Genomic DNA, 13971 nt, shown 5'->3' with positions numbered 1-13971 from the left:
CTGCCGGCGTACGAGGGGCGCGGGTTCCACCAACCCGCCCCCGGGGGGCGCGGCGGCCTGCGGCCGGCCCGTCCACGTGTCCACACCCCGGCGGGCGGCGGCGGGACGCCCACTCGGGCCACCACCACCGTGTCACCGTCACGGTCACCGCCCCGCCGACCGGCATCACCTGTACTTCCGGCGGGGCCACCGCGTCGCGTCGTGCCCACGATCGTGCGGGCGGCAGCGTGAGGAGCGCGGACCGCCGGGCATGCGGTCGGACGGCCCGGCCGGGCGGCGGGCGGCCGGGGTGGCCGGCGGCCGGTTCAGATGAGTTCGGGCTGGGGTTTCGCCTGGGGTGCCGACGCGAGCGCCCAGGGGGCCGTGGTGCGTACGTAGCCGTAGATCACCGAGGCCATCGCCAGGACGAGGAGGGGGCCGGCCAGCCAGCGGTGTTCGGCCATCGGGGTCGGCAGGAAGCGGTAGGACAGCAGGAGCGCGGTGAAGACCGTGGTGCCGTGGGCGACGAGGCGGACGCCCGACCGGTCCCAGCCCCGGTCGTACGCGCGCAGGCCCGCCTCGATCGTGAGCGTGAACACCACGCCTGCGAGGAGGTCCACACCGTAGTGGTAGCCGAATCCCAGGGTCGCGCAGAGCGTGGCGATCAGCCAGAACGTGCCCGCGAAACGCAGCACGCGCGGGCCCTTGCGGGAGTGGATGAAGATCGCGGTGGCCCAGGCCGTGTGCAGGCTGGGCATGCAGTTCCGGGGGGTGATGCCGTCGAACGGCATGGAGTGCGGGGCGGTGACCGGCGGGAGCGTCTGCGGCCAGAGGGTGGCCACGGCCCAGGGCTCGCTGGGGTCCGTCTCGGGGGACCAGATGCTTATGCCGGCCCAGTGTTCGGTGCCGGTGCCGTAGGCGAAGAGCGGTCCGACCACCGGGAAGACCATGTAGAAGGCGGGGCCGAGGAGGCCGATCAGCAGGAAGGTGCGTACGAGGTGGTGGCGCGGGAAGCGGCGTTCCGCCGCCACGTGGCGCAGCTGGTACAGCGCGACGACGACCGCGGCCACGGCGAGCTGGCCGTACACGATGTCGAGGACGTTGAAACCGATCCGGCCGGTGGCCGTGACCAGCCGTCCGACCAGCCAGGACGGGTTGCCGAGCGCCTGGTCGGCGGTGGCCACGTACTGGTCGAGCACCGTCGGGCGGGTCTTCGAGGTGATGAGCAGCCAGGTGTCGCCGGTCTTCCGGCCGGCCACCAGCAGCAGGCCCAGCCCCACGCCCTTCATCAGCAGCACGCGTTCCGGGCCGGTGCGGCGCGTGACGGCGACGACCGCGCAGCCCAGGATCACCCACAGGGCGCCGTTGCCGAAGGGGTGGCCCTCGGTCGCGTCGGCGTCCACCGCCCACCGGACCACCAGGAAGACGACGTCGATGCCGATCGCCGCGGCCAGCGCGATCAACCGTTGCCGCCAGGTGAGCACCACCATCATCAGCGCCATGGCCGCGTAGAGCAGGCCGCCCGACTTCGGGCGGAACACCACCTCGCGCACCTGGGTGGTGAGGGGGCCCGGCTCGCCGTAGCGGCGGGCGGCGAACTCCAGCGCGACGAGGAACCCCAGGGCCACGACCGCGACCGCGGCCCACAGTGCCGTCCGTGGCCGGCGCAGCGCGGAGCACGCGGAGGACACCGCTCTCCCGGCTCTCCCGGTTCTCTCACCTATTCGCGACGAGTCCTGCGGGCGTACGAGTCTCAATGTTCGGCAGCTTTGCTAGGCGTGATGGTGGTCGGATGACGGGCTTCGACGGGGTTCGTTCGCAGGACAGGACGGGGAGACGGCAGGCCGGGTTCCGTTCCGGTCCCGGCACCTCACGCCTCCTCGATCCGTCACCCCCCGCTTGCCGCCCCCGCGTACTCCCGCCGAGCGAAGCACAGCAAATCCGTGCAGGTCAAGAGGCATGTGAGCCATGTGGGACGAAGCGGCACGCACGTGCCGTCGGCTTCCCGGGCCGCGGCACGCGTCCCATTATCGCCGCCCGCTCCGGGGCACCCCCCGGCCGGTTCCCGGCCCTTCACCCCCGCCTGCGCCTGGCGCTCGCCCCACTCCCCCGCGCCCCGTGACGCCTCCCGGCCTCGTGCGCGGTCGACCCCCCGGCCGCCTGCGCATCCGCCTCCCGGACCGCCGGTGCTGCCCGCCGCCGTGATCGGTCGCCGGCGCCTCACCGGTCCGTTTGCACGATCTTCACCTCGTGATAACTTGAAGCACTTTTCGGGTGGGGCGGAGCGGGACCCGGGGGACGGAATGAGTGGTTCACCGTACAGCGCATGGCGTGCCAGGTTGGTGAGCAGAACCGTCGAGCACTATCTTCGCCCGACTTTCCGGGTGCGTAATTCCGCGGACGATTCCGGGGAACATCTGCGGTTCGACGCGTTTCTCGAGCACCTTCCCAACCGGCGGGCCAAGTTCGAGCCGAAGCCCAAGACGTGGCTGGTGACGGGGGGCGCGGGCAGCGGCAAGAGCACCGCCGTTCTGCAGTGCGCGATCGCGCTCCTGGACCGCGAGACTCCTTGCGTCATCGTCGACAACCGCACGCTCAGGAAGTGGGACGTGCGCGGCCTGAGCGTGAAGGAGTTCGCCCGGCGATTACGCCCGTCGGGCGTCGACGAACCGCTGTGGAAAAAACACGTCACCAAAAACCGGGTGGTCTTCCTGGTCGACGCGCTGAACGAGTTGGGGCGCGAGTTCGAGTTCGACGAGACCCCCGAGGGGAGGTTCATCTGGCAACTCGTCGCCGGGTCCCACGATTTCACGGTGCTGGCCACGTCCCGCGGCAGAGTCGACGACCTGGACCGGACGGTCCTGCGCGATGTCGAGACCCTCTCCATCGAGCCCCTGGGCGAGCAGGACATCGAGACCTACCTCGGGATGCGGGGCGGTTCGGCGGCCGACGGCCCCTCGTGCGACGGCTCCGAGAACGGCGGGTCGGCCGCCGACGCGCTCACCGAGATCAAGACGGGCGACATGCTGGGCGTGGCGTCCAACCCGTTCATGCTGTCGCTGCTGACCGACTGGCTGCTCGGCACGCGGTCCGTCCCGGACCGGAAAATCCCGCGCAGCCGAGCCGACCTGCTCCAGGAGACCGTCGTACGGCCCCACAGCGAGGGCCGGCTCGGCACGGCCAGGGCGGAGAAGGAAGCGGCGAAGCGCGGGCTGGGCATGAAGGCGGCGCTGTGCGCGGCGGCACTGGCCGCGATCACCACCGGCAAGGGCAACGCGGACTTCCTCGACGTGGACGTGGAGGCGCTGCTCGGCCGGGTGTGGCAGGACGAGGAGGCGATCGCCCACACGGTGAAAACGTTCCTCGAGACGCAGATGGTGGAGCCGGTCGGCGACCCGGAGGAGGGCCAGTACAGCCTCATGCACCCGGCCTTCGTGGACTTCGGCCTGGCCCTGGCCTGGCAGAACACCAGCCCGCCCCCCGTCGTCCTCGACCCCGGCTACCTGGACCAGTGCCTGGGTGACTGGGTCGGCCTGCAGCCCGACCCCGACACCGCCGTACGGGGCCTGCTCGCCGAGGGCGCCAAGCCGCTGCCGCCCGAACTGATCGTGGACGTCCTGCTGGCCAACCGGGGCGTGTTGGGCGACGAGGCGCGGGAGATGCTGTGGCGGCGGCTCGGGGAGTGCTTCACGCAGGGGCGCCAGACACGCGACCGCCTGGCCGGGGCACTGGCTGGCGTGCCTGCGGCCGTGCTGCGCGACGGGCTCCAGCGCGGTCTGCTGCGGGCGCTCCAGGCGGCTGACCCCCAGTTCGCGGACATCGTCCAGGCCGCACTGTGGAACGGTCTGCTGGACGCCGCGTCCCTCCAGCGGCTGCGCCGTACCCACCAGCGGAGCAAGAGGGAGGCGACCGCGCCGAAGGGACCCGCCCGCGACGAGGAGGCGGCGGCGCAGCGGCTGGCGTGGCTGCGCGACGATCCCGATCCGCTGGCGCGCCGGCGCAGCGCGAACTGGCTCAGTACCAACGGCGGTGAGCAGGACGTCGACTCCCTGGAGATAGCGATGCGGGACGACACGGACGCCTCGGTCCGCGGAGCGTCCGCCACCGCGCTCGGCCGGATCGGCGCGTACCGGGCCGTCATCGCCCTCCTGGAGGCCACCGGGGCCGACCCGGATGGCGCCGTCCGGGGGTCGGCCGCCACCGCGCTCGGGCACATCGGCAGCCCCGAAGCCGTCCCTGTGCTCACCACCGCGCTCGCCGACGACACCGACACCGGAGTCCGAGGCTCCGCCGCCACCGCCCTCGGACACATAGGCAGCCCCGAGGCGGTCCCCGCGCTGACCACGGCGCTCACCGACGACCCCGACGCCGGAGTCCGGGGCTCGGCCGCGAACGCCCTCGGTCTCATCGGCAGCCCCGAATCGGTTCCCGCGCTCACCACCGCGCTCACCACCGACACCGAGAGCAACGTCCGGGGCTCGTCCGCCAACGCCCTCGGCCGCATCGGCGCCCCCGAGGCCGTTCCCACGCTCACCCGCGCCCTCGCCGACGACACCGACAGTCACTGCAGGGGTTCGTCCGCGAACGCCCTCGGTCTCATCGGCAACCCCGAGTCGGTTCCCGCGCTCGTCGCCGCGCTCGCCCACGACGTCGACGCCAACGTCCGGGGTTCGGCCGCCAAAGGGCTCGGCCGCATCGGCCGGCCGGAGGCGGTCCCCACGCTCACCCGCGCCCTCGCGCACGACACCGACGCCAACGTCCGGGGTTCGGCCGCCAACGCGCTCGGCCGCATCGCGGACCCGGAGGCGATCACCGCGCTCACCGCCGCCGTCGCCACCGACACCGACTCCAACGTGCAGGGCTCAGCCGCCAACGCGCTCGGCCGCATCGGCGACCCGGAGGCGATCACCGCGCTCACCGCCGCCCTCGCCAACGACACCGACAGCCACACCCGGGGGTCGGCCGCCAACGCCCTCGGCCGCATCCGCGACCCGAAGGCGATCACCGCGCTCACCGCGGCGATCCACGACGACCCCGACGACAAGGTGCGCGGATCGGCCGCCAACGCCCTCGGGCACATCGGCAGTCCCGAGGCGGCGGAGGTCCTGCGGGAGACCATCCGCAACCCCGAGGAGACCTACGTGACCCGGCGCGCCGCCGCGGGTTCCCTCACCCACCTGGACACCGGGGACGAGTCGTGGATCACGGAGGTCGCCGACCGGCTCAAGTACACCGCCCGCGGGGACCGGAACGGACGCGCCCTGCGCGGCGCCCTCGTCAATCTGGTCGGCCGCCGGGAGATCACGCCGAAGACGAAGGACTGGCTGGTCGGCGTGATCCGCGACGACAACGATCCGCTGAACCGCACCACGGCTCTCGAAGGACTGGCGCGGGCCGGCCAGGCGGACCCGGACCTCATCAGGTTCATCGTCGCGCCCGAGCACCCGCGGCCGGACAAACGGCCCCGTGACACCGACGCGGGCGTCCTGGGGGTCGCGGCGACGGCCGTCGTACGGGCCGCGGCCGACGACCCGGACTACACCGAGGCGCTGCTCCCCAGCGTCGCCCACCTGCTGACTCGGCCGAACACCTTCCGGGCGACGATCACCCCGCCGCTCGCCCAGCTGCGCCTGCTCCCCCTGGCCGTCGCGGACCGGGTCTTCACCCGCCTCGTGGAACTCATCGGCGACGGCCCGCCGGAGAACCCGCACCTGCAGGCCGCTCTGGACGCCGAGCGGGGGCTCCTGGCCGAGCGCAAACGCGTACAGGCCGACGTCGAGTCGTTCAGCCGCGAGCCCGAGGCGGTGCTCGCCGGATTCCGCGAACAACGGAAGTCGAGGTTCGAAGTGACAGCGCCCAGCACCGTGGATGCCGAGAGCTCCGGGGAGTCCGCGGACGACTACCACGTCGCCCTGCTCACGGCCGTACCCGTGGAGACCAAGGCGCTCTTCCACGTGCTCGACGAATGCGGCATCGGCACGGCCGAGGTGCAGCGCGACGGCCGGTACTACGACGTCTTCGAACTGGAACCCGCGGGCCGGAGCCAGGGCCGTGTCCGGGTGGTCACCACGCAGGCCACCGACCAGGGGGGCCAGTCGGCGGCGGCGGTGACGCGCGACCTGCTGTCCACGTTCCGGCCGGACCTGGTGCTCCTGGTCGGGGTGTGCGGCGGCTTCGGCGAGCACGGTGTGGCGCTGGGCGACGTACTGCTGGCGCGGGAGGTCTTCGACTACGGCCCGGAGAAGGTCCGGCCGGAGGGCGGCGGCGTACGGCCGCAGGTCTACCGGACGGACGAACAGGTGCTGCGGCTCGTCGAACGCCTCAACGTCCGCAACAAGCTCGACGGCTCGCTGGAAGGCCACGACCTGCGGGTGAAGGACTTCGCGAGCGGCGAGAAGGTGATCGCCTGGCGCGACGCGGAACTACGTGCCCAGCTGCTCGGTCTGTCCGCCGACATCGGCGGGATGGAGACCGAGGCGCACGGCGTGCTGCACGCGATCTACGAGACGTTCAAGGCGAAGAACTTCGTGGGCGGCGCCATGCTCAAGTGCGTCAGCGACCTCGGCGACGAGGAGATGGGCGTGGACAAGAAGGCCAAGCAGACCGAGGCCGCCCGGCGGGCGGCCTCGGTCGCGCTCGACGTGGCGGCGGCCTTCCGGCGCGCGGACACGTGACCCCACCGGGCCACCCCGCGCGGCGGGAGGGGCCCGCGCGTCACCAGGCCAGGGCGTCCGCCATCGTCGCCTGCCAGTACGTCACCGTGAGCGAGTCGTCCACGTACACGCCCTTCGCGGGGAGTGACGGGTGGGCGCTGCCCGCGTCGTCGCCGAGGAAGACCGAGAGGGTCCTGGCGGTGTAGCCGTGCGAACCGCTGCCGTCCGCTGCGGCGAGCAGAACGCCCGCGTAACCCGACTCGCCCGGCGCCAGCGTGACCACCGCCTGCGGCTTGGAGTCCTCGAAGGCCGGCGGTACGGCCTGGGCCTCGCCGAGGCGGACGGCCGGGTGGCCGACGAGGTCGCAGTTCTTCGAGCCGGTGTTGGTGACGGTGAGGAGCAGGTGGTTCAGGGGGCGCGTGACCTCGGTGGCGGTCATACGGGTGGAGGCGCTGGTGCAGGGGGCGGAGGCGGCGGCACCGGCCCCCGAGTCCTCGCGGTCCCCGTCGTTCCCGCGGTTCCCGTCGTTCCGGCGGTTCCCGTGGTCCTCGGGCTTCCCGGGCTTCTCCGGGTCCGCGGAGGCCGCCGCACCCGTCTCCTTCGTGGCCTTGTCCGGCTGGGACGGGGACGCGGTGGCGGCCGTGGCCGCGGGGCGGTCCGCCCCCTCCACCCGGGCGCCGTCACCGTCGTCGCAGGCCGTCAGTGTCAGTACGGCGGCGGCGAGCGCGGCGGCGGCGAGCATACGGGTGCGGTGGGTGCGTGCGGACATGTGATCCCCCTGATGCGGTACGGCTGGTGGGCCGGCCGCTCGACCGGATGCCCCGGGAGCGGCGTGCTTGGATGGTCCGAGCTTGCGGGGCGCTGCGTCCCGGCCGCCACCTCTGCCGGGGCATCCGGGACGCTGGAACGCTCGCAACAGCTCCGACCTGGGGGAACGACCTCCCCCTGGAATGCCGGTCCGGGACGTGGGGAGACGGGGAATGGTGGCGGGGGACGAGTTCTCGGAGCTGCTGGGCCGGCTGAAGGAACGGTCCGGGCTCAGTTACGGGGTGCTCGGGAAGCGGCTGCACACGAGTGCGTCCACGCTTCACCGGTACGTCAACGGGGACGCCGTACCGGCGGACTACGCGCCCGTGGAACGGTTCGCCCGGGTGTGCGGGGCGACGTCCGGGGAACTGCTGCGGCTGCACCGGCTGTGGATCCTCGCCGACGCCCGGCGCGGGCAGAAGGGCGGCAGCGGTACGGAGCCCGGGTTGGAGTCCGGCCCCTCCGCCACTCCCTCGGTACCGGCGCGGCCGGCGGAGGAGGGCGGCGACGGCGAAACCGAGCCGCCCCCGGCACCCGCTCCCGCGGCGCGGCAGCGGCGACGTCTCGTCCTCGCCGGTGCCGCCGTGGCCGCCGCGCTGGTGTCCGCCGTACTCGTGGTGAGTCTCCTGCCGGGGGGCGGGGAGGACGACCGGCGCGGGCAGCAGACCGGCGGGGCCGCCGCCTCCCCGGCGGGCGGCGGGAGTGCCGGGGCCTCCCCGTCGCCCGGCGCGGACGGCGCGGGACCGGCGTCACCGTCCTCGCCCGGCGACGGCAACCCCGCGGTGTCCCCCTCTCCCTCCGGCTCCGGCGCGCGGGGCGACGGTTTCGAGGGCGGGGTCCACGCGCCCACCGTCACCGTGGACCCGTACAGGTGGGAAGGGCCGTGCAGTCAGCACTACCTGGTCGGCCGGCAGCCCGAGCAGGTGCCTCCGCCACCGGGCGAGCCGGACGCGCGCGGCTGGGTGACCGCGCTCGGCGGGGTCGCCGCCGGGCAGCAGATGCTCGAGCTGACCGTGCACGGCACCGGCAGGGCGGCCGTCGTCCTGGAGCAACTGCACGTGCGCGTGGTGGACAGGAGCGCGCCGCTCGCCTGGAACGACTTCGCGATGGGCGTCGGCTGCGGAGGCGGCGTGGAGACGACGGCCTTCGGCGTGGACCTCGACGCCGGGCGGCCCGTGGTCTCCCCCGGGGCAGGTCAGCGCGGGTTCCCGTACAAGGTGAGCGAGTCCGACCCGGAGGTCTTCCACGTCTTCGCGGACGCGCGGGCGCACGACGTGAGCTGGTACCTGGAGCTGGAGTGGTCCAGCGGGGGTGAGCGGCACACCGTACGCGTCGACGACCACGGCAACCCCTTCCGCACGAGCGGGAACGCGGGACGGCCCGCGTACACCTACCCACTCGGCGACTCCGCGTGGGGCCGCGACCCGCAGAACCCGGACATCCGCGGCTGACCCGCCGGGCCCCGGCACACGCGATCAAGGGGGGGGTACGCGGTCGGGCGGGCGGGAACCGGCGGACCGGGGCGGATGAGGCCCGGGTGAAGGCACCCCGCCCGGCGGGAAGCGGATGATGGCTCCCATGCGTATCCGTATCGACGCCTTCGACCTGCCCGGCCGTACCTGCCCGGTGCCCGCCGACGGCAGCGCCGTCACCACGTACACCGATGTCCACGTCGCCGTGCAGCGGCGCGGCCTGCCGGGCGAGCTCCTCGACCCGCAGCCCGGTGACGCCGCGTCCGCGACGTGGACCCTGGAGTGCACCGCGGTCGCCTCGCCGGACGGCGTCGACGTGCGGGGACCGTACGTGCAGGACCGGCTGGGCCGCCGGTTCGTGTTCCTGTCGTGGGGCACGGTCGACGACTCGGGCGGGTTCAGCATGTTCCGCCGCGCCAAGCTCATGCTCGACGTCGTCCCCGAGGACACGCTGGCCGCCGCCGCACGCGGGGGCCTGCTGGTCGGGCGGCTCGGCCTGACCGGCCCGGACGGCGGGCCGGTGTGCGCGCGGGTCCTGCCCCCGCGGATCACCTGGACCGCCGGACCCTCGTGACCCGCGCCACGACGCGCGGGCGGAAATCTGCCGTCCTGAGTGGAAGTATCGGCCCGCGGCGCGGTGAGGGTTTCGCCGGCGGGGTCGACTCCGCGGCGACAGCGCCATGCCCACCGGTGTGCACTGACAACGCGGTCGGCGGCGGCCTCGACGACGGCGACCACCCCGCGTACACCGAGGGCCGGGCCGCGGCCGTGCCCGGCGTGACGCCCGCCTCCTGCCCGGCCCGTCGGCCGGGCCGGGCTGATCGCGCCGCCGCGGTCGGGCGGCGGCCACCGGCGGTACTCGCGGCGCCGGTTGAGGGTCGCGGCGCGTGCCCCGAACCCGTCGGCCCGGGCACGCCGGTCGAGGCCGCGCGCCGCGTCGTCTCCCGGAGGACCAGCTCGCGGACGCCCTGCGGACGTAGGAGGAACGGCGCCGGCAGGGCACGGAGCCGGGGGCGGGCGAGGGCGTGGACCGAGCCTCACGGACACCGGCCATACCTCTCTTCGCCGATGGAGAATTTCGCGGCGCGGCTCCCGCGGATTACGGCCGGCGGACACCCCATAGGACACCCCAATGGACCACCAGGGGAGGGTCCAATGGATCAGTGGCCGGCAAGAGCGGACCTTGCCGGGATCCCTGTGCTACCGTGATAACAGTTGCAGTTTTGGTTAACAGAGACTTTCGAGTGCTCTCTCGACCTTTTGTCGACGAGCACTCTTTTCGTTTGCTGAACTGTCCGGGGCTCGAGGATTTTCCGAAAATCTCCGGAGGGTGATCATCGCGGCGACTCCGGGTCCGCAAGGTGCGGGCTCCGGGCACTGCCCCCAAGGGAGATTCAATATGGCATCTGGCACCGTGAAGTGGTTCAACGCGGAAAAGGGCTTCGGCTTCATCGAGCAGGACGGTGGCGGCGCCGACGTGTTCGCCCACTACTCGAACATCGCCACCCAGGGCTTCCGCGAGCTTCAGGAAGGCCAGAAGGTTACCTTCGACGTCACGCAGGGCCAGAAGGGCCCGCAGGCCGAGAACATCGTTCCCGCCTGACGCTGACGCGTACAAGCTGACGCATCACGCTGACGCTGACAACACGGCTGGGGCCCGCGCTCTTTGGGGTTGCGGGCCCCAGCCCGTTGCGTTTTCCCGTCCGGCCCGCCGAGCGCCACGCCACCTGTTCAACGGTGAGCCGCCAAAGATCTCTCGCAGACACCGCCGCGGACACTTCCCAGACCAGTCGCAGAGCTTTCGCAGACTGTCGCGGATCTCTCGCAGGTCGCTCACAGACTGTCGCTGGTCTCTCGCAGGTATCGCGCAGATCTTTCAGCCGGCGCCGCGACCACCATCTTTCTTCGGCTCATTCTTGCGAATCCTCATTCGGCACCGCTGCCGCTCGGAGGACTTCCTCGATACGTGCCGTATCCGCATCGAGGAAGGTTCCAGATGAACCGCACCACCCGTAACGGCTCCACCGCGTCCTCCCGTGGCAGCCGCTTCCGTCCCCAGGGCTCGGCCCGCCAGTCGTTCCCGTCCCGCTCCGCCAAGGGCGGCGCCGGCAAGAGCACCCGCGCGGGCCGCCCCGCGCCACTGCGCGGCGAGTTCGCCACGCCCGTCACCATCACGGCGGCGCTGCCGCCGGTCGAGGCGTTCGCCGACCTCGACATGCCCGCGCCGCTGCTGACCGCGCTCGGCACCGAAGGCGTCACCGTCCCCTTCCCCATCCAGGCGGCCACGCTGCCGAACTCGCTCGCCGGCCGTGACGTCCTCGGCCGCGGACGCACCGGCTCCGGCAAGACCCTCGCCTTCGGCCTGGCCCTGCTGGCGCGTACGAACGGCCGGCGCGCCGAACCCCGGCAGCCGCTCGCGCTGGTCCTCGTGCCCACACGGGAACTGGCCCAGCAGGTCACCGACGCGCTCACCCCGTACGCCCGCGCGCTGCGGCTGCGGCTCGCCACGGTCGTGGGCGGCATGTCCATCGGCCGGCAGGCCAGCGCGCTGCGCGCCGGTGCCGAGGTCGTCGTCGCCACGCCGGGACGGCTGAAGGACCTCATCGACCGCGGTGACTGCCGCCTCGACCGGGTCGCCATCACCGTCCTCGACGAGGCCGACCAGATGGCCGACATGGGCTTCATGCCGCAGGTCACCGCCCTGCTCGACCAGGTGGGCCCCGACGGGCAGCGGATGCTGTTCTCCGCCACCCTGGACCGCAACGTCGACCTTCTCGTACGCCGCTACCTGCACGACCCCGTCGTGCACTCGGTCGACCCGTCGGCCGGCGCCGTCACCACGATGGAGCACCACCTGCTCCACGTGCACGACGCCGACAAGCACGCCACGGCCACGGAGATCGCCGCCCGCGAGGGCCGCGTGATCATGTTCCTGGACACCAAGCACGCCGTGGACCGGCTCACCAAGCAGCTGCTGGCGGTCGGTGTACGCGCCTCGGCGCTGCACGGCGGCAAGTCCCAGCCGCAGCGCACCCGGACGCTCACCCAGTTCAAAGAGGGCCACGTCACCGTCCTGGTGGCGACCAACGTCGCCGCGCGCGGCATCCACGTCGACAACCTCGACCTCGTCGTGAACGTCGACCCGCCCAGCGACCACAAGGACTACCTGCACCGCGGCGGCCGTACGGCCCGCGCGGGCGAGTCCGGCACGGTCGTCACCCTGGTCCTGCCGCACCAGCGGCGCTCGATGGACCGCCTCATGCACGACGCCGGGATCACCCCGCGGTCCACGAAGGTCCGCTCCGGCGAGGCCGAACTGAGCCGGATCACCGGAGCGCAGGCCCCGTCGGGCGTGCCCGTCGTCATCACCCCGCCGCCCGCCCAGCGTTCGGAGCGCGCGGGCGGTTCCGCCGGGCGGAGCCGGCGCGGACGCCGCGGTCCCCGCGCGGCCTCCACCGGCCGACGCTGAACCCGCGCACCGAGACCCGTATCACCGCACGACCCGCTTCACCCGCTGCACCGAGCACCCCAGCTCCACCGCACCGCTCCCGGAATCACTTCCGGCTTTCCCTCAAGCCCGTGGAGGCACCATGCGCTGTGTCATCGCCCGCTACCCCTTCGACCTGACCAAGAGCGAGGTCGAGGAGAAGATGAAGGGCATCAAGGCCGAGGAGGTCACGGGAATCTCCGTGACGATCGGCCGCCGCACCTACCCCGTCAAGCAGGTGGGGGAAGTGATCACGAGGCAGGACCGGCGTGACTTCACCGCGTCGGAGGTGGCCCGCGCGCTCATCCGCCTGGGCTTCACCTGCCACCCCGCGCCCAACACGGCCGCCCCGCTGGACGGGCTGACCCCGATGCAGGCCGCGTCCGCGCAACTGGGGGAGTGACCCGGGCCCACCCACCCGGTCGACCGGTATGGGGCCGGCCGCTGCGCCCTCGCGCGCAGCGGCCGGCCCTTCCTGTTTTCCCCACGGATCGCCTGCGGGGCCGTGTCTTAGCGGTAGGCTCCTGACCCATGTCCAACCCTGATGACCTGCTCGCCGGCCTCGCCGCGAAGGTGGAGTCGGAGGGCACCAGCCAGATGTCCCTCACCGTGGTGGTCCCCGGGGCCGTCATCACGGGACGGCTGGCTCCCGAGGCCATGTGGCGGGAGCGCGTGGCAGAGGTCCTGCGGGACTCCGCCCGGCTCCGCCCGTTCTCCGACGTGTTCGCCCCGGCCGACACCCGCCCGGCGGACAGCCCCGACGCCTCCGCCCGCCCCACCCACCTGCACTTCCACGTCGCGAGGATCCTCCAGGGCAGCTTCGGCATCCCCGACACGGGCGGCATGTACCGCGTCGCGCTCGAGGACGTGCACGCCTGGACCGTCGGGGACATCGGCTACTCGGACCAGTAGACGGGGTCCCGCCCGACTGCGGACGGACGGGGCGTACGGCGGAGCAAACCGACGCGGGTCACACCGTACGGAGCACGAGACCGCGGTCGCCGGGGCGCCCCGGGACGCACGAAGGCCGGGGCGCGTCCACGCGATCCCCGGCCTTCTCGTGCCGTGTGTGTCAGGCGGGGCGGATGTTCTCCGCCTGCGGGCCCTTCTGGCCCTGCGTGATGTCGAAGGTCACCTTCTGGCCTTCCTGAAGCTCACGGAAGCCCTGGGCTGCGATGTTCGAGTAGTGGGCGAAGACGTCCTGCCCACCGCCGTCCTGCTCGATGAAGCCGAAGCCCTTTTCCGAGTTGAACCACTTCACGGTGCCGGTTGCCATACCAAATTCTCCTTCGGGGCACTGCCGGAGATTCCACACCGTGTGAAACCTCCCTTGTCGCCGAAATGATTGCCCCGCCCGGAGGAAAACACCGGGTAATTCACACCTGGGAACCAAGACCGCAACTCCTAGCGACGTTAGCACGGCGGGGGCGGCCTCGCTGGTTACGCGACCGTGCCCGCACGTCAGGCTCGTCAGCCGCCGACGCGCCTCACCGCCGCCCCGCACCGAAAGCCCGCACCCACTGCGCCCGTCTCTCCTGCCCTTCACTCCTGTCATCACACGAGAGGGAAAGAG

10 protein-coding genes and 1 pseudogene are annotated in these 13971 nt (G+C 72.6%); 8 read left to right on the top strand and 3 right to left on the bottom strand.

Features of this window, described 5'->3' with window-relative positions; genetic code table 11:
* Window positions 1-305 precede the first annotated feature (305 nt).
* Window positions 306-1670: a phosphatase PAP2 family protein gene (locus tag ABZ354_RS22970; protein ID WP_358659565.1), complete on the bottom strand. Its 1365-nt coding sequence runs from the start codon at window positions 1668-1670 to the stop codon at window positions 306-308.
* Window positions 1671-2363: 693 nt separating this feature from the next.
* Here ABZ354_RS22970 and ABZ354_RS22965 point away from each other — a divergent pair.
* The gene (locus ABZ354_RS22965; protein WP_358659563.1) at window positions 2364-6653 is read left to right on the top strand and encodes a HEAT repeat domain-containing protein; all 4290 of its coding nucleotides are present in this window, start codon (window positions 2364-2366) and stop codon (window positions 6651-6653) included.
* A gap of 40 nt (window positions 6654-6693) precedes the next feature.
* Here ABZ354_RS22965 and ABZ354_RS22960 read toward each other — a convergent pair whose 3' ends face one another.
* Window positions 6694-7401, bottom strand: a complete 708-nt coding sequence (locus ABZ354_RS22960) for a DUF4232 domain-containing protein (protein WP_358659561.1) — start codon at window positions 7399-7401, stop codon at window positions 6694-6696.
* A gap of 214 nt (window positions 7402-7615) precedes the next feature.
* Here ABZ354_RS22960 and ABZ354_RS22955 point away from each other — a divergent pair, with 214 nt between their 5' ends.
* From ABZ354_RS22955 to ABZ354_RS22925, 7 genes and pseudogenes are all read left to right on the top strand, one after another.
* Window positions 7616-8890 carry a helix-turn-helix transcriptional regulator gene (locus tag ABZ354_RS22955; RefSeq protein ID WP_358659610.1) on the top strand — a complete coding sequence of 425 codons (1275 nt, stop codon included), beginning with the start codon at window positions 7616-7618 and terminating at the stop codon, window positions 8888-8890.
* A 127-nt stretch (window positions 8891-9017) separates the two neighbouring features.
* Window positions 9018-9485, top strand: coding sequence for a DUF5990 family protein (locus tag ABZ354_RS22950; RefSeq protein WP_358659559.1), 468 nt, complete (start codon window positions 9018-9020; stop codon window positions 9483-9485).
* A gap of 116 nt (window positions 9486-9601) precedes the next feature.
* Window positions 9602-9891: pseudogene (locus ABZ354_RS22945) on the top strand (MerR family transcriptional regulator).
* A gap of 419 nt (window positions 9892-10310) precedes the next feature.
* On the top strand, window positions 10311-10514 hold the full coding sequence (locus tag ABZ354_RS22940) for a cold-shock protein (protein ID WP_069779708.1): 204 nt from the start codon (window positions 10311-10313) through the stop codon (window positions 10512-10514).
* Window positions 10515-10907: 393 nt separating this feature from the next.
* Window positions 10908-12380, top strand: coding sequence for a DEAD/DEAH box helicase (locus tag ABZ354_RS22935; protein ID WP_358659557.1), 1473 nt, complete (start codon window positions 10908-10910; stop codon window positions 12378-12380).
* Between the two features lie 121 nt (window positions 12381-12501).
* Window positions 12502-12801 carry an SCO5918 family protein gene (locus ABZ354_RS22930; RefSeq protein WP_358659556.1) on the top strand — a complete coding sequence of 100 codons (300 nt, stop codon included), beginning with the start codon at window positions 12502-12504 and terminating at the stop codon, window positions 12799-12801.
* Between the two features lie 128 nt (window positions 12802-12929).
* Entirely contained in the window at window positions 12930-13310 is a 381-nt protein-coding gene (locus tag ABZ354_RS22925; RefSeq protein ID WP_358659554.1) for a hypothetical protein, read from the top strand.
* Window positions 13311-13470: 160 nt separating this feature from the next.
* Here the strand turns inward: ABZ354_RS22925 and ABZ354_RS22920 are convergent, their stop codons facing one another.
* The gene (locus ABZ354_RS22920) at window positions 13471-13674 is read right to left on the bottom strand and encodes a cold-shock protein (RefSeq protein ID WP_358659552.1); all 204 of its coding nucleotides are present in this window, start codon (window positions 13672-13674) and stop codon (window positions 13471-13473) included.
* Between the last annotated feature and the right edge of the window lie 297 nt (window positions 13675-13971).

This window comes from Streptomyces sp. NPDC005925 (genome assembly GCF_040638805.1).
Taxonomy (GTDB): Bacteria; Actinomycetota; Actinomycetes; order Streptomycetales; family Streptomycetaceae; genus Streptomyces.
Note: the sequence above shows the minus strand (reverse complement) of the source record. Positions and strands in the feature narration are given on the sequence as shown.

Bases quoted from the DNA above. Each gene is read 5' to 3' on its own strand.
- ABZ354_RS22960 (WP_358659561.1), bottom strand. From the start codon at position 7,401: ATGTCCGCACGCACCCACCGCACCCGTATGCTCGCCGCCGCCGCGCTC.
- ABZ354_RS22950 (WP_358659559.1), top strand. From the start codon at position 9,018: ATGCGTATCCGTATCGACGCCTTCGACCTGCCCGGCCGTACCTGCCCG.
- ABZ354_RS22940 (WP_069779708.1), top strand. From the start codon at position 10,311: ATGGCATCTGGCACCGTGAAGTGGTTCAACGCGGAAAAGGGCTTCGGC.
- ABZ354_RS22935 (WP_358659557.1), top strand. From the start codon at position 10,908: ATGAACCGCACCACCCGTAACGGCTCCACCGCGTCCTCCCGTGGCAGC.
- ABZ354_RS22930 (WP_358659556.1), top strand. From the start codon at position 12,502: ATGCGCTGTGTCATCGCCCGCTACCCCTTCGACCTGACCAAGAGCGAG.
- ABZ354_RS22925 (WP_358659554.1), top strand. From the start codon at position 12,930: ATGTCCAACCCTGATGACCTGCTCGCCGGCCTCGCCGCGAAGGTGGAG.
- ABZ354_RS22920 (WP_358659552.1), bottom strand. From the start codon at position 13,674: ATGGCAACCGGCACCGTGAAGTGGTTCAACTCGGAAAAGGGCTTCGGC.